Raw genomic sequence first — 18,653 nt, 5'->3', positions numbered from 1 at the left:
GTCCTTATCCGTGCGCGGTGTCGGAGGCGGCCGGGCCCAGCAGGGCGAGCAGCCCCCGGACCCCGGCGTCGAAGGCGGCCGGGGAGCCGGAGGCGCGGGCCAGCACATAGCCGCCCTGGACGGTCGCGAGGATCGTCGCAGCGATGTCGCCGCCGTCGAGCGCGGGCGCGAACTGCCCCTGCTCCTTGCCCTCTTCGACGAGTGCGGCCAGCCGTCCGCGCAGCCAGTCGAGCGTCTCGTCGACCGGTGCGCGCAGCGCGGCGTCGGCGATCACGTCGGGATCCATCGTGAGCCGCCCCACCGGACATCCGCGCAGGACGTCCCGCTCACGGCGCAGGTAGGCCTCGATGCGCTCGAACGGGGAGCCGGGCGCGTCGAGTACGGCCTCGGCGGCGGCCCGCATCCCTGCCGCCGTGCGGCGGATCGCGGCGAGCGCCAGGTCGGGCTTGCCGCGGAAGTGGTGGTACATGCTGCCCTGACCGGCCCCGGCGCGCTCCAGGATCGCCTTGGGGCTGGTGCCCACGTATCCGCGCTCCCACAACAGCTCCCGCGTGGATTCGATCAGCCGGTCCGCAGTGTCCATGCCTGCACTGTACATACCAGTAGGTACAGCGGTCCAGGTCGGAAGGCGGATCCACCGGGTCCCGGCGCGGGCGGCAGTCGTGCGGAGCAGCCGCGGGCGCCGCAGGTACTCCCGCGGAGGTACGCCGACGGCCGCTGGCCGTACGACGACTCGGACCCCCTCGCGGAGCGAGTCTCGAAGCATCAGCAGATCCCGCGCGACAGCGCGGTCCCACCGAGGAGATGACCCGAGATGCAGACCCTGGCGAACTGGGACGGCGGCCCCGGCCCGTGGATCCTGTTCTTCCCGCTGATCTGGGCGGCCGTCGTGATCGGCGTCGTGACCGTCCTGCGGCGCACCGCCTGGCGTGGCCGCCGTGGACCGTGGCGGGCCGTGGGCGGCTTCGGCCCCGGTGACCCCCGCCCGACGGGCGACTCGCCGGTCGCCGTGCTCGGCCGGCGCTTCGCCTCCGGGGAGATCGACGAGGACGAGTACTGGCGCCGGCTGTCCGTCCTCGACGAGCAGTTCGGCCGCACGGGCAAGGGCGGTGCGGCATGACCGCCGAGACCACCGCCCGCGACGCGGCCCGGGTCACCGAGGCCGTGAAGGTGTACGGCAGCGGCGACACGGCCGTCCGGGCCCTCGACGGGGTGAGCGTCGGCTTCCCGGCCGGCCGCTTCACCGCGATCATGGGCCCGTCCGGGTCCGGCAAGTCCACGCTCATGCACTGTGCCGCGGGCCTGGACACCCTCACCTCGGGAACGGCCCACATCGGCGACACCGAGATCGGCACCCTGGACGACCGCCGCCTGACCCTGCTCCGCCGCGACCGCGTCGGGTTCGTCTTCCAGGCCTTCAACCTGATCCCGACCCTCACCGTCGCGGAGAACATCACCCTGCCCCTGGACCTGGCCGGCACCGGCGGCTCCCGCGAGTGGATCGACTCGCTCGTCGACGTCGTCGGCCTGCGCGACCGGCTGCACCACCGGCCAAGTCAGCTCTCCGGCGGACAGCAGCAACGCGTCGCCGTGGCACGGGCGTTCGCCGGCCGGCCCGATGTCGTCTTCGCCGACGAACCCACCGGCAACCTCGACTCCCGATCCGGCGGAGAGGTCCTGAACCTCCTCGGCCGGACGGTGCGCCGGACCGGCCGCACGGTCGTCATGGTCACGCACGACCCGGTCGCCGCCGCACACGCAGACGAGGTGGTCTTCCTCGCCGACGGACGTCTGGTCGACCGGATGGAGAACCCGACGGCCGACCGGGTCCTCGACCGTATGAAGGCCTTCGACGGAACGGCGGCCCCGGCATGAACGCCGCACTGCGCCTCAGCGTCTCGTCGCTGCGCGCCCACCGGCGGCGCTTCGCCGGCACGTTCTTCGCGGTGTTCCTCGGCGTCGCGTTCCTGGCCGGCACGCTCGTCATGGGCGATACCCTGCGCGCCGGGTTCGACACCATGTTCGGCAACGCGACCAAGGGTACCGACGCCGTCGTCCGCAGCGCCGCGACCATCACGGCGCCGGGCGAGAGCCAGGGCGTGCGCAGCCCCGTCGGCACCGACCTGGTGCGGACGATCGAGCGGGCTCCCGGGGTCGCCGCCGCGGTGCCCGACATCCAGGGCGCGGGCCAACTGGTCGGCGCCGACGGCAAGCCCGTCGGCGGGCAGGGACCGCCCACCCTCGCGGGCAACTGGATCGACGACCCGGAACTCAACGCCTACCGCCTCGCCGAGGGCAGGGCACCCGCGAGGTCCGGCGAGGTCGTCGTCAACCGGGGCGCCGCGAAGAAGGGCGACCTGAGGATCGGTGACACGACGGTCCTGCGCACCCCCGATCCCGTCCGGGTGACGATCGTGGGCCTCACGACCTTCGGCGGCGAGGACGGCATGGCGCAGGTGACGTTCACCGGCATGACCCAGGCGGACGCCGAGCGGTACCTCACCCCGAAGCCCGGCGAGGCCGCGAGCATCCGGGTGCGGGCCGGTCCGGGAGTAGGCCAGCACGACCTCGTCACCCGCCTGACTCCCGTGCTGCCCGAGGGAGTCGAGGCCATAACCGGACAGGAGTCCGCGCAGGAGAACACCGACATGATCTCCAGCCGGTTCCTGACGATCTTCACCACGCTGCTGCTCGTCTTCTCCGGGATCGCGCTCCTCGTGGCCACCTTCTCCATCCACAACACCTTCGCCATCGTCGTCGCCCAACGCACCCGCGAGAACGCACTGTTGCGTGCTCTCGGTGCCTCACGCCGACAGATCACCGCGTCGACCCTGGCCGAGGCGACCGTCGTCGCCGTGACGGCCTCCGCCGTCGGAATCGCCGGTGGCGTCGGGATCGCGGCCGGACTCCAGGCGCTGTTCCCGGCCATCGGATTCCCCTTCCCCGACGGTGACTTGGTGATCAGCGGTCTGTCCATGCTGCTGCCGCTCGTCGTCGGCGTCGTGGTCTGCCTCGCCTCCGCGCTGCTGCCCGCCGCGCGGGCCGGACGCACCGCTCCGCTCGCCGCCCTGCGGGAGACCGCAGTCGACGAGTCCGGCGCCTCCCGAGGACGCGCGATCACCGGCGGGGGGCTGTCGGCCCTCGCCATGGCCGTCACCCTGACCGGCGTCCTGCTGACCCCCTCGCTCTGGCTCGCCGGCCTCGGCGCGGTGCTCGCCCTCGCCGCCTTCGTCGTCCTCGGTCCCGTCGCGTCCAGCACCGCCGTACGCGTCCTCGGCGCACCCGTCGCCAGGCTGCGCGGTGTCACCGGCGCACTCGCCCGGCGCAACGCGCTGCGCAGCCCGAGGCGCACGGCGGCCACGGCAGGCGCCCTGATGATCGGCGTCGCCGTCGTCTCGCTGTTCACCGTGTTCGGCGCCTCGCTCAAGGCCACCATGGACCAGACGGTCTCCCGCTCCTTTGCGGGCGACATCGCCGTCAGCGCGCCCTCCTTCGGCGCGGGCGGCAGCGGGCTGAGCCCCCGGCTGGCCCCCGCCGTCGCGCGGGTGCCGGTGGTCGAGAACGCCGTCGGGCTCGGCAAGGGCGTCGCCGAAGTCAACGGCAGCGGGGAGGCGTTGACGGTCACCGATCCGGTCGCCCTCGGCAAGGTCTTCGATCTCGGCCAGGTGCGGGGCTCGTTGAGCGGCCTCGGTGCCGACGGCATCGCCATCACCCGTAAGGAGGCCGACCGGCAGCACCTGGTGACCGGCGACACGGCCCGCCTCACCTTCACCGACGGGCGGGAGAAGGACTTCACCGTCCGCGCCGTCTACGGACAGTCGGAACTCGCGGGCGAGTACGTCATCACCCGCGCGGCCTGGGCCCCGCACCGCACCCAGGACTCCGACACGCTCGTGGCCGTCTCCCTGAAGGGCGGAGTGAGCACGGCGCAGGGCAAGGCCGCCGTGCGACAGGTCGCCGAGCGCTACGGCAACCCCGAGGTGCAGACCCGAGACGAGTACGCGCAGTCCTCCGCGGGCGGCATCGACATGATGCTGACCCTGGTCTACGCCCTGCTCGCCCTCGCGGTCCTCATCGCCCTCCTGGGCATCGCCAACACGCTGACGCTCGCGATGCACGAACGCACGCGGGAGATCGGACTGCTGCGGGCCGTCGGACAGACCCGGGCACAGCTGCGCGCCATGGTCCGCTGGGAGTCGGTCCTCGTCGCCGCGTTCGGCACGGCGGGCGGTCTCGCCCTCGGTGCCTTCCTCGGCTGGGTTCTTGTCGAGGCCTCCGACGGGGTGTCCGACACGGCGTTCGCCTTCGCGGTACCGCCGCTCCGGCTCGTGGTGGTGGCCCTGGTGGGCCTCGCCGCCGGGGCTCTCGCGGGGCTGCGTCCGGCTCGGCGGGCGGCGCGACTGGACGTACTGCGCGCCATCGCCACCGAGTGAAGCGTCCGGACCCGTACGACGTCCTTGACGGAGCGGCGTACGCGACGGGGGTCACCGCCCGGTCAGCCGGCAACGGCCGACCGGGCGGGAGCATGTTCCGGCATGAGCACGTCGACGGTCTGCCGCAGCGGTGCCTCGCGGGAGATCTCGTACGGCGCGCGGAGCGTGGACGGCACCACGGGCGCCTTCGCCAAGAGCGTGAACCAGACGACCTTGCCCGACTCGCCGTCGGGCCGCGCGCCCCAGTTCTCGCTCACCGCGGCGACCATGGCGAGGCCGCGTCCGCAGGTCGCGCCGGTGTCCGCCTCCCGCACCTCGGGAAGTCGCGGGTCGTGGTCGCGCACCGAGACCGTGAGGGTGTCGAGCAGCAGCTCGATCTTCACGGTGCACTGTTTGTCGGGCTGGGCGTGCAGGTGCACGTTGGTGAGCAGCTCGGTGACTCCGAGCGCGGCCCGGTCTATCAAGGGGTCCAGATGCCAGTAACGCAATTGTGCAGAGACGATTCTGCGGACCTGGCCGATCCGCGACGGCAGGGCTTGGAGCTCCACCGTGCAATGCCTGCTTGGCTGGCTGATCACGGCTGCGACTCCCCGAATTGAGGTCCGGAAGAAGACGGAGATCGGATCCAGCAGGGTGGCTGAGTGGAACGGCCGCCTGCTGTGGTGACCGGCGGGCTGGTTCGCAGCGTTATCGCCGGTTGACCCAGAGTAGTGAAGTGACATCAGAGTGACCCAGGGGGCGCCGTCCTGCAACTCGCGGTGCCTTCCAGGCCGTCGTGGGCCGCCTCAGCGGCCGCCTCCCGCCGCCCTGCGGACCGCTTCGATGAAGCGGCGCGCCGAAGGCGGTCCCGGCTTTCCGGGGGCGGGATCGTGCTCGCCGAGGGTGAGCGAATAGCGGGTGCCGTTGACGTCCGCCGACGCCCGGTCCTCGTGCGCGAACCAGGGTTTCGACGCGCGCACCGCCTGCACCGGGGCACTGTCGATCTCACTGCCGTAGCTGGTGAGCAACTGCAGCCTGCCGTCGCTGATCCGGACCTGTCCGGCCCGGGTGAGCGAGCGCAGCCGCTTCCCGATCCGCACGCCCGTGGCCGTGAACTCCGGCTCCGCCATGCTGCTCCGCCCCCTTGTGCGCCGCGGCTGTGCCCCGTCGTGATTCCCGGTGTCCGTCCCGGCGGGGGCGATCGCCCCGTGGGGCAGTCTGCCCGCAGGTGGCGCCCAGCACCAGTGCGCATGGCGAGGCGGTCGGGGCGCCGGGCGCAAAGGCCGGTATGCGCCCCCCTCGCAGGCGCCCGCGCGCCGTACCCAGGGGTGCCTTTGGGGCACCCAAAGGTGTGTTTATGCAGGTGAGAAGCGTGCGGAAGGTGTTTATGATCGAAGCGTCCGACCAGTTCAAACGGCGTCGGCACCAGGCGTTAGGAGCCCTGCCGTGAGCACTCCCCAGCAGATCCGGACCGGTGAGACCCTCGACGTCGACCGTACCGACGAGGGCTACCGGAGCTGGCTCAAAGAAGCCGTCCGCAAGGTCCAGGCCGACGCCAACCGCTCGGCGGACACCCACCTGCTCCGCTTCCCGCTGCCCGAGGCCTGGGGCATCGACCTGTACCTGAAGGACGAGTCGACCCACCCCACCGGCAGCCTCAAGCACCGCCTCGCCCGCTCCCTGTTCCTGTACGGCCTGTGCAACGGATGGATCCGTCCGGACCGCCCGGTGATCGAGGCGTCCAGCGGTTCCACCGCCGTCTCCGAGGCCTACTTCGCGGGGCTCATCGGCGTCCCCTTCATCGCCGTCATGCCCCGCACCACGAGCCCCGAGAAGTGCCGCCTCATCGAGTTCCACGGCGGCCGGTGCCACTTCGTGGACGACTCGCGCCGGATGTACGAGGAGGCCGCCGCCCTCGCCCTCGGGACCGGCGGCCACTACATGGACCAGTTCACCTACGCGGAACGCGCCACGGACTGGCGCGGCAACAACAACATCGCCGAATCCATCTTCCGCCAGCTGGAGTTGGAGCGGTTCCCCGAGCCCGCGTGGATCGTCGCCACGGCCGGCACCGGTGGTACCTCGGCCACCCTCGCGCGCTACGTGCACTACATGCAGGCGGACACCCGCATCTGTGTCGCCGACCCGGAGAACTCCTGCTTCTTCGAGGGCTGGACCACCGGCGACCCGGACGTCACCTGCGACTGCGGCTCGCGCATCGAGGGCATCGGCCGGCCGCGCATGGAGCCGAGCTTCGTTCCCGGGGCCGTCGACCGCATGATGAAGGTCCCCGACGCCGCCAGCGTCGCCGCCGTGCGCGCGCTGGAACAGGCCATCGGCCGCAAGGCGGGAGGTTCGACCGGAACCGGCCTGTGGAGCGCCCTGAAGATCGTCGCCGAGATGGTGGCCGCGGGGCGCACGGGAAGCGTGGTGACCCTGCTCTGCGACCCGGGCGACCGCTATCTCGACAAGTACTACTCGGACACGTGGCTGGAGGAGCAGGGCCTGGACATCGCGCCGTACACCGAGGCGATCACCAGCCTGCTGCACACGGGCGTCTGGCCGGACTGACCGGCGCGGAGCCGGAGTTCAGGCGTGTGCCGGCGCCAGGCGCCGGTCCAGTGCCGTCACCGCGCCGCGGAAGGCGCGGCCCAGACCGGCCCGCCCCAGGGTGAGGCCGCCGCGGAACAGCGCCGTACCGTCGGCGGCGAAGGTCCACTGCACTCGCGTGCCCCGGACCGCGGGCGTCAGCCGCCACTCCTCGACGAGCGCCCGCATCCCCGGCGCGTTCGTGGCGTCCACGCGGTACGCGTATATCCGGGGCGCCTCGGCGGCCAGAACCGTCTCCTCGAACCGCGTGCCGCCCCGCAGCCGCACCTCGCGGCCCGCGCCCCCGGCGGAGGGCCGGGCCAGCGTCACCGCAGGGAACCAGTCGCTCCAGCCGGACACGTCCTCGGCGAGCGCCCGGAAGACCGCCTCGGGAGCGGCGGTCACCTCCCGAGCGAACACCAGACGCACCGGAGCGGTCTCGACGAAGTCCGTTCCCACCGGACGCAGACGGCGTGCCATGAGCGAACCCCCCAGCGGGAACGAGTCCCGGTCGGCAGCGATCGATGACCTCGGCGCCCGGCACCGCGGACGGCTCCGGCGGAGCGATCGGCGACGAGGGCAGCGACACCCTAGCTGGCAGCCCGTCAGATGTCTGTATCGTCCTCGGGCTCACCGGCCACGACCAGCCGCCGCAGATGCTCCGCTATCTCCGAGCGGGCACCGGCCGGAAGGCCCCCGTCGGTCACCAGGGTGTCGACCTGCTCCAGCGCGGCGAACGAACTCAGGCCCACCGTGCCCCACTTGGTGTGGTCGGCGACCACGACGACGCGCCGCGCGGACTGCACCAGCCGCCGGTTGGTCTCCGCCTCCGCGAGGTTCGGCGTCGACAGCCCCGCCTCCAGCGATATGCCGTGTACGCCGAGGAAGAGGACGTCGAAGTGCAGAGTCGCGATGGCCTGATCGGCCACCGGCCCGACGAGCGAGTCGGACGGCGTGCGGACACCGCCCGTGAGGACCACGGTGGCGCCGCCCTGGCGCTGGCCCGCGGTGCGCTGCGCGGAGTGGAACACATCCGCCACCCGCACCGAGTTGGTGACCACCGTCAGGTCCGGGACGTCCAGCAGCCGATGTGCCAGCGCGTACGTCGTCGTGCCGCCGGAGAGCGCGATCGCCGACCCGGGCGCGACCAACTCGGCCGCCGCCCGCGCGATGTCCTCCTTGGCGGTCAGCTCCAGACCCGACTTGGCCTCGAAGCCCGGCTCGTGCGTACTCGCCTCGGCCACCGGGACCGCACCGCCGTGCACCTTCTCGACGGCACCCTGACGGGCCAGCGCGTCGAGGTCGCGGCGGACCGTCATGTCGGACACACCGAGCTTGCGCGTCAGTTCGTTCACACGGACGCCGCCGCGGCGGCGCACCTCGTCGAGGATCAGGGCGCGACGCTGCTCCGCGAGGAGGTTCTGATTCTCACTCACGACCGCTCCGGTCCTTTCGCCGCTGCCTGCCCGACACTCCGTCCGAACCCACTCCCACGTGGACATTCTCCTTGTCCGAGGTCTGGAGGAGGTCCCATCCTCGCACGGCCCACCGCCAGTCGCGCCACTGCCCGCACGCCCGTTCCGACCCTCCAGAGGCGTCACTTTCACACGTATCGGGGAGATTCCGTGCGTTCGGCTGTGCCTGGCGCCGTCCAGCCGCGATCCTTGTGTCTGGACATGACAGATGTGGCACGCGTTGCCCGGGGGAGTGCGGAACAGTGGAACACGCACCGGAACAGACCGCCGGCGGGGAGAACGGAAGAGCGTTACCCCGGGCCGAAGCGGACGACATCGCCCTGGAACTCCTCGTCCACGGCGTGGGCGGCGCCACACCCGAGGACATGCTGGACGATCCGCGGACCGTCCGCGTCACCGGCGACGCGACCGCGGCCGTCTTCCGCCGCGCGGACGACGCCGACGCCGAGGAACACCCGGAGACCCACCGCGGCGGCCCGGTGCGCGAGGCGTACGTGTGGTGCAACCTCACCTCCGGCAACGGCGCCCGCGCCCTGTGGCTCCTGCTGCTGCCGTTCATGGTGGTCAACCTCGCGCACTGGATGCGCCCGGCCTCCCACCACCGCCCGCGCACGGTGCGCCTGTACGGCCTGCTCGTCCGGCTCGCCGGGCTCACCCTCACCGTCCTGCTGGTCGCCGCCGCCTGCGAGGTGGCGCTCGACCTGGCCGCCTGGCAGTGCGCGGGCACGCGCGCGTGCGTCCGCAACCACTCGTGGCTCGGATTCCTCTCGCCGGACCGCCCCGACGCCGGCTGGTGGAGCCAGCCGGGCCGCCGCCTCGCCCTGGCCGCCCTGGTCCCCGCCGCGCTCACCGCGCTCCTCTGGTACCTCTCCCACCGCACCTGGAGCGCGTACGAGTCCCAGCAGCCGATGTCCCGCCAGGCCGAACCCGACGAGGAGACCGACGGCACCGGACTCAACCGCCCCGGCTTCTGGTACGGGCGCCGCCTGGTGGCCCGGCTGCGCGCGGCGCACACCGCCGCCGGCTTCCTCACCGTCGCCGCCGCCGTGACCGCCTCGGCGTCCCGCCACGACCGCGGACCGGGCGGACCCGGCGCACTCGACGCGCTGGGCACCCTCCTGAACGCAACCCTCATGCTGGGAGCGGCCGTTGTGCTCTGGGTGGTCTGCCGCCGGGGCCGCAGCGAGAACCGGATCGACCGGGGGCGCGACCGGACACCGGTCCGCCTGCTGCCCCAGGGCGCGATCCTGCTCCTCGCCCTCGCCCTGGTGTACGCGGGCTGGTCACGCCCCGAGTGGCACGCGACTGGGCGCCTCCCCGGCGACGCCACGTTCGGCGGCCTCGCCCTCGTCCAGGGCCTGCTCGTCATCGCACTCGGCGTCGTCGCCCACACCCTGTACCGCACGAACCCCGCGACCTGGGGCACCCCGGGGAGGCCGGACGCCCCCGTCGACACCCGCACCGCGATGCGCGGCTTCGCCGGACCCGCCGTCGCCATGCTCGCCTGCGCGCTGGGCGGCGTGATGTCCGGAGGCGTCTCCCAGCGGGTCGCCGACTGGCTGGACGGAACCCGGCACTCGATCCCCGGCCCGCCCGTCCTGCTCACCTGGCAGGCCTCCGCGATCCCGCCGCTCCTCCTCGTCCTGTTCGCCGTCGTCGCCCGCCTCGGCCGGCGTACCTGGCTGCTGCGGCGCCGCGAGATGAGTGCCGTCGAGCGCGACTACCCGGGCGAGCCCAAGGACACGACCCGTACCCGCCGCATCGCGAGCACGCGCGTGATGGCCGGCCTCACCGACCGGGCGCCGTTCATGGTCGGCGTCGTCTCGTTCGCGACGCTCCTGCTCGGAGCGGGTGCCGTGGCCGGGGCGTTCGCCACCGGCGACGCACCGAGCGAGGCCGCGCGAGGGACGTACGGCGTCGTCCGCGGCGCGGCCGAGACCGCCCAGGCACTCGGCTCCTGGCTGATCGGGCTCGGCTTCATACTCTTCGTCACCTGGGGCCGCCGCGCCTACAAGGACCCCGCGGCCCGCCGCACCATCGGCATCCTCTGGGACGTGGGTACGTTCTGGCCGCGCGCCGCCCACCCCTTCGCACCGCCCTGCTACGCCGAGCGTGCCGTGCCCGACCTCACCTGGCGCATGGCCACCTGGACCCGCGCCACCGGCGGACGGCTCGTGCTCTCCGGACATTCCCAGGGCAGCGTGCTGGCCGCCGCCGCGGCCTGGCAGCTACGGCCCGCGACCCGCCGGCGGATCGCGCTGCTCACCTACGGCTCCCCGCTGGAGCGCCTGTACGGGCGCTGGTTCCCGGCCCACTTCGGACCCGCCGCGCTCGCCTCACTGCATCGCGAGGTCGCCTGCTGGCGCAATCTGTATCGCCCGACCGACCCGATCGGCGGCCCCGTCCGGCTGCCCGGCGACTGCGGACCCGAGGTCGACCACGAGCCCCTGAAGGACCCGCTCGCCTACGGTCGCACCGCACGGCAACCGCTCCCCGCACCGATCCTCGGCCACTCCGACTACCGGGCGGACCCGGCCTTCGCCGCCGAGCGTGAACTGCTGCTGGCCCGGCTGCGGACCGAGGTACCCGGCCAGCGCCCGCACGGGATCGCTCAGGACAGTTCCGGCAGGTCCTCGGAGTAGAGCAGTGTCAGATCGTCCGTGCTCGGCTCGGCCAGCTGGGCGACGCGGCCCGCGTGCCGCTCCACCATCGCCTCGAACGTCTGCCGTGCCGTACGGCCGTTGCCGAACGCGGCGCCCTTCGGGATCGCCGTGAAGTACTTCAGGAGCGCCTCGGCCGCGCCCGCGCCGAGCCGGTACTCGTGCTCCTCGGCCTGCTGCTCCACGATGTGCAACAGCTCGTCGGGGAGATAGTCGTTGAAGGTGATGGTCCGTGAGAAACGGGACGCCACACCGGGGTTGACCGAGAGGAACCGCTCCATCTCGGCGGTGTACCCCGCGACGATCACCACCACCGCCTCCCGGTGGTCCTCCATCAGCTTCACCAGCGTGTCGATGGCCTCACGCCCGAAGTCACGGCCCGAGTCCTCCGGCGACAGCGCGTACGCCTCGTCGATGAACAGGACGCCGCCGCGCGCCCGGTCGAACGCCTCCTGGGTGCGGATCGCGGTCGACCCGATGTGCTCACCGACCAGGTCCACCCGGGACACCTCGACGAGATGCCCCTTCTCCAGCACACCCAGCGAGGCGAGGATCTCGCCGTACAACCGGGCCACGGTCGTCTTTCCGGTGCCGGGGGAGCCGGTGAAGACGAGATGCCGGCGGGCGGACGCCGCCTTCAGCCCCGCCTGCTGCCGGCGCCGGCCCACCTCGATCATGTCGGTGAGCGCCCGCACCTCACGCTTGACGTTCTCCAGGCCCACCAGTGCGTCCAGTTCACCGAGGACGGCCTTCGAGGCGCGGGCCTGCGGGGTGACCTCCGTCCCGGTCGTGAGCGGCTCCCGCTCGGTGGTGCGCTGGCCGGGGATCGCCCCGATCAGACTCGTCGACGGGCTCGACGTCTCGACGGCCGTCTCGTGCGCCGGGGCACGCAGGCCGGTGCTCTCGTCGCTCGCGCAGTCCTCGACGACCGGGCCCGCGCCGGGCGCTCCGCCTTCGGCGAACTCGTACCCTCCGCGCGCGCACCGCTCCGTGCGGCACTTGCGCAGGGTCGCGCGGCAGCCGTCGATCACATGGAAGCCGTAGCCGCCACTGTCCGCCACGCGGCAGTTCAGGAAACTGCCCCGGCCGTCGGCCGACACGTAGAAGCCGGCCTCGGCGGGCGAGGTGACCGTGCAGCGCTCGATCGTCGGATCGGCGCCCTTGGTGACGATCACGCCCGTCTGGGTGCCGTCCACCGTGCAGCCGGAGAGCGTGCCGCCGCTGCCGTGGTCACGGAACCAGGCACCTGTCGCGGCGTCCCGGATGCGGCAGTCGTCGAGCTGCGCCGTGGCGCCGTCGCTCACCGACACCGCCGTGTTGCGCACCTGCGAGATGTCGCTGTCGACGACGTCCGCGCGCGACCCCCGGTCGAGGACGAACAGCGCGTCCGGCACGTCGTGCACCCGGCACGAGTCGAGCACCGCCGTCGCGCCGTCACTGACCCACACCGCGGGGTAGTCGCCGGTGCTGTCGAAGATCTCGCACTGGTTGGCGTCGACGCGGGTGCCCGGGTCCCAGACCGACAGGCCGTTGCGCCCGAACTGCCGCACGGTGGTGCGCGTCAGGGTCAGCACGGAGCGGGAGCGCAGGTCGACCGCGTTCTCCGGGATGTCGTGGATACGGCAGTCGGCGAGGGTGAGGACCGCGTCCGTGTCCAGGGTGACGCCGTCCGCCGTGGTCCGGTGCACGTCGCAGTCCGTGAGGTGGGCCGTGGCCCGGGCGGTGACCTGAACCCCGGACCCCTTGACCTCGTACACCTCGCAACCCACCGCCTCCAGCGACGAGTTCTCGCCCGTCACCGACAGGCCGGCACCGGAGGTGTGGTGCACCCGGCAGCGCTCGAGGCGCGGATGCGCGCCCCCGCGGACCAGGACGCCCGACTGGCCGGCCGCGACGACCTCGCACTCCTCGAACACCCCGCCGCCGCCGTCCAGTACGGCGATGCCGACGCCGCCGGGGTTGTCGACCGTGCAACGGCGCACGGTCGGGCGGGCGCCGCCGCGCACCTCGATCCCGGCCGCGGAGCGCGTGACGATCCGCACGTCCAGCAGCTCGGGTGTGCCCTCCTCGACGAGCAGCGCGGGCGCCGCGGAGTCCTGGCCCTCCACGTGCAGGTCCTGGACCACGGCGGAGGCGCGGACGGTCAGCGGCACTCCGTCGACCGGCGCGATGCGCACGGAGCCCGGTGAGCCCTCGGGGCCGCGCAACGTCACCGCCCGCTCCACCACCAGGTTCTCGCGGTAGGTGCCGGGAGCGACCGTGAGGACGTCACCGTCGGCCGCTGCCTCCAGGGCGGCGGCCAGCGATGCGTACTCACCCGTGCGGCGCCGCCACCGCGAGGTTCCGGTGTGCGTCACCTGGACCGTGCCCTGTGCCATGGCGCTGTCGTGCCCCCACCTCGTCGTACGCGGGTTCTGCGAGGCCGTGCTGATACCCCGTCGGCGGGGATTCCGGCCCCTGCCGGACAGCCTCTCATGACGGTGCGGGTCAGCGCGGCCGGTCCACCGTAGCGTGCACGGACAGGGGCGGTTGACCGCTGAGGGCGGGCCGTCAGCTGCCGGTGCCCGCCTTGCCCCAGTCGGGACCGGCCTTGTCCCAGGCCCGGTCCCAGCGCGCGTACCGCCGGCGGACCATGTGCCAGACGATCAGCCGTCTGCCGCACTCCACGCAGCCGGCCGTCAGGACGGCCGCGCCGAAACCGGCCAGAACGGCGTGCGTCGCCGCGGTGGCACCGTCCAGCGGGCGGCCCACCAAGCGGCCGTGCCGGTCGGTCCAGAGCGCGAAGTGGGCGCCCGGACGAGGAGACTTGAGGAGGGTGATCACGACGCCGCGCTGCCGGGTGCCGTCCGGGGCCGTCCAGGCGGCCATGACCCGGGTGCGGACGTCCCGCGCCGTCGACGTCTCGGGATCGGACTGCAGGGGGCCGCGAGTGAGCGTCCTGACGACGGTGGCCGCCACCACGTGGCGGTCGGCGCGCTGGTGCCGGACGGCCCGTTGCAGCGCGTGCTCCGCCGAGGCGCCGACGGCGGCTCCGACGAAGGGCGCTCCGACAAGGACGATCAGAAGGGTGGCCAGGGCGAGCCAGGCCTCGACGAGATCCGTCGTGCGGCGCAGCGGATTGTGCCGCCAGCGCCAGATTCCGATGATCGAACGCACCGTCCCGCACCCCCTCCCGCGTCCGTGATAACCCCCCGCGGAGCCGTTCACGCCGTCGGCCGGGGAAGAGAGAGCGAAATCACCTCTCCCGCACGGCCTCCGCGAACGTCCCGCACGCCTTCAACGATCCTGCCCGCGGCCGGGGTTCCCCGTGCGACCGGTCTCCGGCGGGGCGGGCCCGCGGGGGCTATTCGAGGATCGTGACCGGGTCGCCGACGCGCAGCGTTCCGCGGGACTCGGGCACCAGATTCTGCCCGAAGACCAGCTTGCCGGCGAAGCGCCGGTGGCGCGCGAGCGTGCGCAGGGGCTCCTTGCCGCGCCGGGCGGTGTCCTGGTCGGTCGTGGTGACGACGCATCTCCCGCACATCTTGGCGACGCGGAAGGTGACGTCCCCGACGGCGATCCGGGACCAGCCGTCCTCGGCCCAGGCGTCGGTGCCGGAGACGACGGCGTTCGGCCGGAAGCGGGTCATCGGGAGGGGCCCCTCGTCGGGGTGGTCACCCCGCGCGATCAACGCGTTGAGGGCGTCGAGCGAGCCCAGGGTGGTGACGAGGAGCGGATAGCCGTCGGCGAAGCTGACCGTCTCGCCCGGCAGCGCGAACCTCGGGTCCACGGGGCGGCGGACGGCGGGGTCGTCCATGTGGGCCAGACGCACGTCGGCACCGAGATGGGCACTGCACCACGCGTGGGCGGCGGCATCGGCGAGCACCGCCTCCACCTTGTCGCCGAAGATCTCCACGGTCGTCGTGCCGACGGGCGCGGGCACCGGAACGGTCACCGGGCCGCTGCCCTCGGCGGACAGACGAAGGCCGCCGTCCGAGAGGATCTCGGCGGCGGCCAGCGCCATACGGGGCTGCTCGCGCTGCGTGACGACCTTTCCCCCGTCGTCGATCAGGACCCAGCGTCGGTCTCCGGCCAGCCCCCAGGGCTCCACGACGGCCTCCCGGGGCGACTGGGCCCGGAACGCCTTGACCGGATGGACGTGAATCGAGTGCAGTACCGCGTTCCCCATGACCGCCATGGTGCCAGGAGGCACCGACAATCCGGTGCCAAGGGGTCAGTACCCGCGGTACTGCTGACCGTTGTAGGGGTCCTGGTACGGAGCCGGCGCGGGGCGGGGAGCGGCGGGCCGCATCGCCTCGTAGCCGGTGTTGCCCGACATGGGGCGGGGCTGCTGCGGCTGCTGGCCGGGGTAGCCGCGCTGGGCACCGGCCTGCTGCGGGATGTACGGACCGGGGGCCTGGTGCAGCGGAGCGGGCTGCTGGGGCTGCTGATAGCCGTACGAGGAGGCCTGGTGGTGCGAGGGGCCGGCCGGCAGTGCGGGGAGAGCGGACGGCAGTGCGGGGAGGTGGCTGCCCGAGTCGTACGCGGAGGGAACGCGAATCGGGGCGATCTGAGGGGTGCCCCGCTCAGCGACGAGGGAGTCGTAGATCGGGGTGTCCTGGAAGGCGGAGTAGTAACCGCCGCCATAGGTGGAGCGGGGGGAGGTCATGGCACATAAGTTAAGCCCACGATGTGCTGGTTGGGGAGACCGATAAGAGGGTTGTTTTCCGTGTCCGCGGTGACGCGGGATCCCCAATGCGAGCGAACTCGGCAAAAAAGGACGCCAAAGCGGGTTCAGATCGTGTAAAGGGCGAGTTCCTCGCGGGTTACCGGCGGTTGGCCGGGGATCTTCCGGCCCGAGTCAGGGGAGTTCGGCGGGCCGGGGGATTAGGTTGGGCGGGAACGGAGCCGGCGGGCCGCGCGGGGCTCGTACCCGGCGCGGAGACACGCGATGGGGGCGCACATGACCATGTCCAAGGGATCGAATGTTCCTGTCCCGACGAGCACGCTGCGGGTGGAGCTGGGCTGGCGTCCGGGCCCCGGGGTGCCCGACGCGGACGCCTCCGCACTGCTGCTGGTGAACGGAAGGGTCCGCTCGGACGGCGACTTCGTCTTCTACAACCAGCCGGCACACAGCTCGGGCGCCGTGCGTCACGAGGGGAAGCGGACCGCGGCCGGCCAGGTCACCGACGCCCTGCTCGTCGACCTGCCGAGCGTCGAGCCCGTGATCGAGAAGGTGGTCCTGGCCGCCTCCGCGGACGGCGGTTCCTTCGGACGCGTCCCGGGTCTGTACGTCCGGGTGCTCGACGCGCGCGACGGCACGGAGATCGCCCGCTTCGACAGCGCCGACGCGACCGTGGAGACCGCCTTCGTGCTCGGTGAGTTCTACCGGCGCCAGGGCGCCTGGAAGTTCCGTGCCGTCGGACAGGGCTACGGAAGCGGACTCGAAGGGCTGGCCAGCGACTACGGCATCTCCGTGGACGAGCCGCAGCACGCGGCCCCGGCGCCCGCACCGCCCTCACCCGCCACGCGCGTGCAGGGACCGCCGCCTCCCGTGGCCCCGCCGGTCGCCCCGCCCGTGACCATGCCCCCGCCGCAGGCTCCCCCCGCGAACCCGTGGCAGCCCGCGGCCCCTCCGGCGCCGGTCCGCCTGTCCAAGGTGACGCTCACCAAGGAGGCGCCCTCCGTCTCGCTCAGCAAGCAGGGCGGCACCTCCGGTGCCCTGCGCGTGAACCTCAACTGGCAGGTGCGCAAGCAGTTCTCCGGGTGGGGCAGCAAGCGCGGCCGGGCCGTCGCCATGCACGCCGACCTCGACCTCGACCTGTGCGCCCTGTACGAACTGAGCGACGGGCGCAAGGGAGTCGTCCAGGCACTGGGCAACGCCTTCGGCGCCCTGAACCAGCCGCCGTACATCCACCTCGACGGCGACGACCGCACCGGAGCCGTGGACACCGGCGAGAACCTCACCATCAACCTCGACCGCAAACAGGACTTCCGCCGCATCCTCATCTTCGTGACCATCTACGAGGGCGCCCGCTCCTTCGCCGACCTGCACGCCACGGTGACCCTCCAGCCGCTCAACGGTGCACCGATCGACTTCTCCCTCGACGAGTGCACGGTCCCCTCCACCGTCTGCGCGCTCGCCCTCATCTCCAGCAACGGCGCCGACCTGGTCGTCCAGCGCGAGGCCCGGTACCTGGTCCCCGAGCGAGGTGTCAGCCCCCAGCGCACCATCGACCACGTCTACGGCTGGGGCATGAACTGGACGCCCGGCAGGAAGTGAGCGCGCGGCGCCGTCCGGATGTTCGTCAGCTCTCGTCGAGGGCGGTGTCGGGCCGCGCGTAGGTGCGGCCCTTCCACGCGGCCCCGCGCCCCCTGTAGTGCTGCACCGCGGAGTCGACCGTCATCAGGAGATAGAGGAACGCCGTCACGGGCAGCAGCGGAGCGAGCCACGGGGGCTGCCGGTAGTAGCGGAGCATCGGCAGGTACGTCGCCGCCATCAGCACCCAGGCGAGCCCTCCGGCCGCCGCGGCCCAGGCGGCTCCCGTGACGAGCCCCGCCAGCAGCGCGACCGGCGGCACGAGATACACCAGGGCGAGCCCGGCGACCGTCCCGGCGAGCAGCGGCGGACTGTGCCGCAGCTGCGCGTACGCACTGCGCGAGACCATGCGCCACAGATCGTGCAGACGCGGATAGGGGCGCACGCTGTCCACCCGGTCGGCGAGCCCGAGCCAGATCCGGCCGCCGCCGCGCTTGACCGCCTTGGCGAGTGCCACGTCGTCGATGACGGCGTGCCGGATCGCGTCCGGGATCCGCGCCCGCTCGGCGGCGTCCGCGCGCAGCAGCACGCAGCCGCCCGCCGCGGCCGCCGTCCGCGACCCCTCCACCGCGATCCGGCGGAACGGATAGAGCTGGGCGAAGAAGTAGACGAACGCCGGCACCACGAGGCGTTCCCACACGCTCTCCACGCGCAGCCGTGCCATGAGGGAGACCAGGTCGAGACCGCCCGTACGGGCCGCCGCGACCAACTCCCGCAGGCTCCCCGGCTCGTGCGCGATGTCCGCATCCGTCAGCAGGAGGTATTCGGGCCCCCGCGCGCGGGCCAGACCGATGCCGTGGCGCACGGCCCACAGCTTGCCCGTCCAGCCCGCCGGGGGTTCGCCCGGCGAGCCGACGGTGAGCGGCAGGCCGCCGTGCCGCCGCGCCAGTTCACGGGCCAGTTCTCCGGTGCCGTCCGAACTGCCGTCGTCGACGAGGAACACCTCGGCCCGGCCCGGATAGTCCTGGGCGAGCAGCGACGGCAGGCTCTCGGGCAGCACGGAGGCCTCGTCCCGGGCCGGCACCACGACACAGACGAAGGGCCACTCGGCCGGCTCCTCGCGCGCGGGCAGCCGGATGTCCGTACGCCAGAAGAAGCCCTGACCGAGGAGCAGCCACAGCCACGCGGCCAGCGATCCGAAGGCGATCCACACGAGGGCGCTCATCCGCCGCAGTCTGCCCCACCGCGGAAGGCGTCCGAGGCGGATCGTCTATGGTGA

Annotated in this window: 16 protein-coding genes; 6 read left to right on the top strand and 10 right to left on the bottom strand. The window is 72.8% G+C overall.

What is annotated here, in order from left to right; all coding sequences use genetic code 11:
* Positions 1–4: 4 nt before the first annotated feature.
* Positions 5–583: a TetR/AcrR family transcriptional regulator gene (locus ACIRQH_RS16915; protein ID WP_358820474.1), complete on the bottom strand. Its 579-nt coding sequence runs from the start codon at positions 581–583 to the stop codon at positions 5–7.
* Positions 584–814: 231 nt separating this feature from the next.
* Here ACIRQH_RS16915 and ACIRQH_RS16910 point away from each other — a divergent pair, with 231 nt between their 5' ends.
* From ACIRQH_RS16910 to ACIRQH_RS16900, 3 genes are read left to right on the top strand one after another with little or no spacing between them, the layout of a single operon-like run.
* A complete protein-coding gene (locus ACIRQH_RS16910) occupies positions 815–1,120 on the top strand; it encodes an SHOCT domain-containing protein (RefSeq protein WP_356174870.1) in 306 nt (101 codons plus the stop codon).
* A complete protein-coding gene (locus ACIRQH_RS16905) occupies positions 1,117–1,875 on the top strand; it encodes an ABC transporter ATP-binding protein (RefSeq protein WP_358820476.1) in 759 nt (252 codons plus the stop codon). The genes ACIRQH_RS16910 and ACIRQH_RS16905 overlap by 4 nt, the downstream gene beginning before the upstream one ends.
* Positions 1,872–4,433 carry an ABC transporter permease gene (locus ACIRQH_RS16900; protein WP_404226421.1) on the top strand — a complete coding sequence of 854 codons (2,562 nt, stop codon included), beginning with the start codon at positions 1,872–1,874 and terminating at the stop codon, positions 4,431–4,433. The genes ACIRQH_RS16905 and ACIRQH_RS16900 overlap by 4 nt, the downstream gene beginning before the upstream one ends.
* Before the next feature lie 62 nt (positions 4,434–4,495).
* Here ACIRQH_RS16900 and ACIRQH_RS16895 read toward each other — a convergent pair whose 3' ends face one another.
* A complete protein-coding gene (locus ACIRQH_RS16895) occupies positions 4,496–5,011 on the bottom strand; it encodes an ATP-binding protein (RefSeq protein ID WP_404226419.1) in 516 nt (171 codons plus the stop codon).
* 207 nt (positions 5,012–5,218) lie between these two features.
* On the bottom strand, positions 5,219–5,542 hold the full coding sequence (locus ACIRQH_RS16890; RefSeq protein WP_358820479.1) for a hypothetical protein: 324 nt from the start codon (positions 5,540–5,542) through the stop codon (positions 5,219–5,221).
* A 316-nt stretch (positions 5,543–5,858) separates the two neighbouring features.
* On the opposite strand from ACIRQH_RS16890, the gene ACIRQH_RS16885 reads away from it, so the two are divergent.
* Positions 5,859–6,983 carry a PLP-dependent cysteine synthase family protein gene (locus ACIRQH_RS16885; RefSeq protein ID WP_404226416.1) on the top strand — a complete coding sequence of 375 codons (1,125 nt, stop codon included), beginning with the start codon at positions 5,859–5,861 and terminating at the stop codon, positions 6,981–6,983.
* 18 nt (positions 6,984–7,001) lie between these two features.
* On the opposite strand, the gene ACIRQH_RS16880 is transcribed toward ACIRQH_RS16885, so the two are convergent.
* Complete coding sequence (locus ACIRQH_RS16880) at positions 7,002–7,481, bottom strand: SRPBCC family protein (protein WP_358820481.1); 480 nt, start codon at positions 7,479–7,481, stop codon at positions 7,002–7,004.
* 125 nt (positions 7,482–7,606) lie between these two features.
* Positions 7,607–8,437, bottom strand: a complete 831-nt coding sequence (locus tag ACIRQH_RS16875; RefSeq protein ID WP_388933439.1) for a DeoR/GlpR family DNA-binding transcription regulator — start codon at positions 8,435–8,437, stop codon at positions 7,607–7,609.
* Positions 8,438–8,718: 281 nt separating this feature from the next.
* Here ACIRQH_RS16875 and ACIRQH_RS16870 point away from each other — a divergent pair, with 281 nt between their 5' ends.
* Complete coding sequence (locus ACIRQH_RS16870) at positions 8,719–11,118, top strand: hypothetical protein (protein ID WP_404226414.1); 2,400 nt, start codon at positions 8,719–8,721, stop codon at positions 11,116–11,118.
* On the opposite strand, the gene ACIRQH_RS16865 is transcribed toward ACIRQH_RS16870, so the two are convergent.
* The 4 genes from ACIRQH_RS16865 to ACIRQH_RS16850 form a co-directional block, all read right to left on the bottom strand.
* Positions 11,088–13,514 carry a right-handed parallel beta-helix repeat-containing protein gene (locus ACIRQH_RS16865; protein ID WP_404226412.1) on the bottom strand — a complete coding sequence of 809 codons (2,427 nt, stop codon included), beginning with the start codon at positions 13,512–13,514 and terminating at the stop codon, positions 11,088–11,090. The two genes, ACIRQH_RS16870 and ACIRQH_RS16865, sit on opposite strands and share 31 nt — an antisense overlap.
* A gap of 172 nt (positions 13,515–13,686) precedes the next feature.
* A complete protein-coding gene (locus tag ACIRQH_RS16860; protein WP_358820484.1) occupies positions 13,687–14,292 on the bottom strand; it encodes a hypothetical protein in 606 nt (201 codons plus the stop codon).
* A gap of 187 nt (positions 14,293–14,479) precedes the next feature.
* Complete coding sequence (locus tag ACIRQH_RS16855; protein ID WP_358820485.1) at positions 14,480–15,304, bottom strand: MOSC N-terminal beta barrel domain-containing protein; 825 nt, start codon at positions 15,302–15,304, stop codon at positions 14,480–14,482.
* Between the two features lie 45 nt (positions 15,305–15,349).
* Positions 15,350–15,784 carry a DUF6643 family protein gene (locus tag ACIRQH_RS16850; RefSeq protein ID WP_404226409.1) on the bottom strand — a complete coding sequence of 145 codons (435 nt, stop codon included), beginning with the start codon at positions 15,782–15,784 and terminating at the stop codon, positions 15,350–15,352.
* A gap of 294 nt (positions 15,785–16,078) precedes the next feature.
* Here ACIRQH_RS16850 and ACIRQH_RS16845 point away from each other — a divergent pair, with 294 nt between their 5' ends.
* The gene (locus tag ACIRQH_RS16845) at positions 16,079–17,398 is read left to right on the top strand and encodes a TerD family protein (RefSeq protein WP_388870336.1); all 1,320 of its coding nucleotides are present in this window, start codon (positions 16,079–16,081) and stop codon (positions 17,396–17,398) included.
* 25 nt (positions 17,399–17,423) lie between these two features.
* Here ACIRQH_RS16845 and ACIRQH_RS16840 read toward each other — a convergent pair whose 3' ends face one another.
* Positions 17,424–18,599 carry a glycosyltransferase gene (locus tag ACIRQH_RS16840; RefSeq protein ID WP_388870333.1) on the bottom strand — a complete coding sequence of 392 codons (1,176 nt, stop codon included), beginning with the start codon at positions 18,597–18,599 and terminating at the stop codon, positions 17,424–17,426.
* Positions 18,600–18,653 lie beyond the last annotated feature (54 nt).

The organism is Streptomyces sp. NPDC102279 (assembly GCF_044766365.1).
Taxonomy (GTDB): domain Bacteria; phylum Actinomycetota; class Actinomycetes; order Streptomycetales; family Streptomycetaceae; genus Streptomyces.
This window is presented reverse-complemented; position numbering and strand designations above follow the sequence as displayed.

Coding starts and splice junctions, on each gene's coding strand:
- ACIRQH_RS16915 (WP_358820474.1), bottom strand. CDS start 583: ATGGACACTGCGGACCGGCTGATCGAATCCACGCGGGAGCTGTTGTGG.
- ACIRQH_RS16910 (WP_356174870.1), top strand. CDS start 815: ATGCAGACCCTGGCGAACTGGGACGGCGGCCCCGGCCCGTGGATCCTG.
- ACIRQH_RS16905 (WP_358820476.1), top strand. CDS start 1,117: ATGACCGCCGAGACCACCGCCCGCGACGCGGCCCGGGTCACCGAGGCC.
- ACIRQH_RS16900 (WP_404226421.1), top strand. CDS start 1,872: ATGAACGCCGCACTGCGCCTCAGCGTCTCGTCGCTGCGCGCCCACCGG.
- ACIRQH_RS16890 (WP_358820479.1), bottom strand. CDS start 5,542: ATGGCGGAGCCGGAGTTCACGGCCACGGGCGTGCGGATCGGGAAGCGG.
- ACIRQH_RS16880 (WP_358820481.1), bottom strand. CDS start 7,481: ATGGCACGCCGTCTGCGTCCGGTGGGAACGGACTTCGTCGAGACCGCT.
- ACIRQH_RS16865 (WP_404226412.1), bottom strand. CDS start 13,514: ATGGCACAGGGCACGGTCCAGGTGACGCACACCGGAACCTCGCGGTGG.
- ACIRQH_RS16855 (WP_358820485.1), bottom strand. CDS start 15,304: ATGGGGAACGCGGTACTGCACTCGATTCACGTCCATCCGGTCAAGGCG.
- ACIRQH_RS16850 (WP_404226409.1), bottom strand. CDS start 15,784: ATGACCTCCCCCCGCTCCACCTATGGCGGCGGTTACTACTCCGCCTTC.
- ACIRQH_RS16845 (WP_388870336.1), top strand. CDS start 16,079: ATGACCATGTCCAAGGGATCGAATGTTCCTGTCCCGACGAGCACGCTG.
- ACIRQH_RS16840 (WP_388870333.1), bottom strand. CDS start 18,599: ATGAGCGCCCTCGTGTGGATCGCCTTCGGATCGCTGGCCGCGTGGCTG.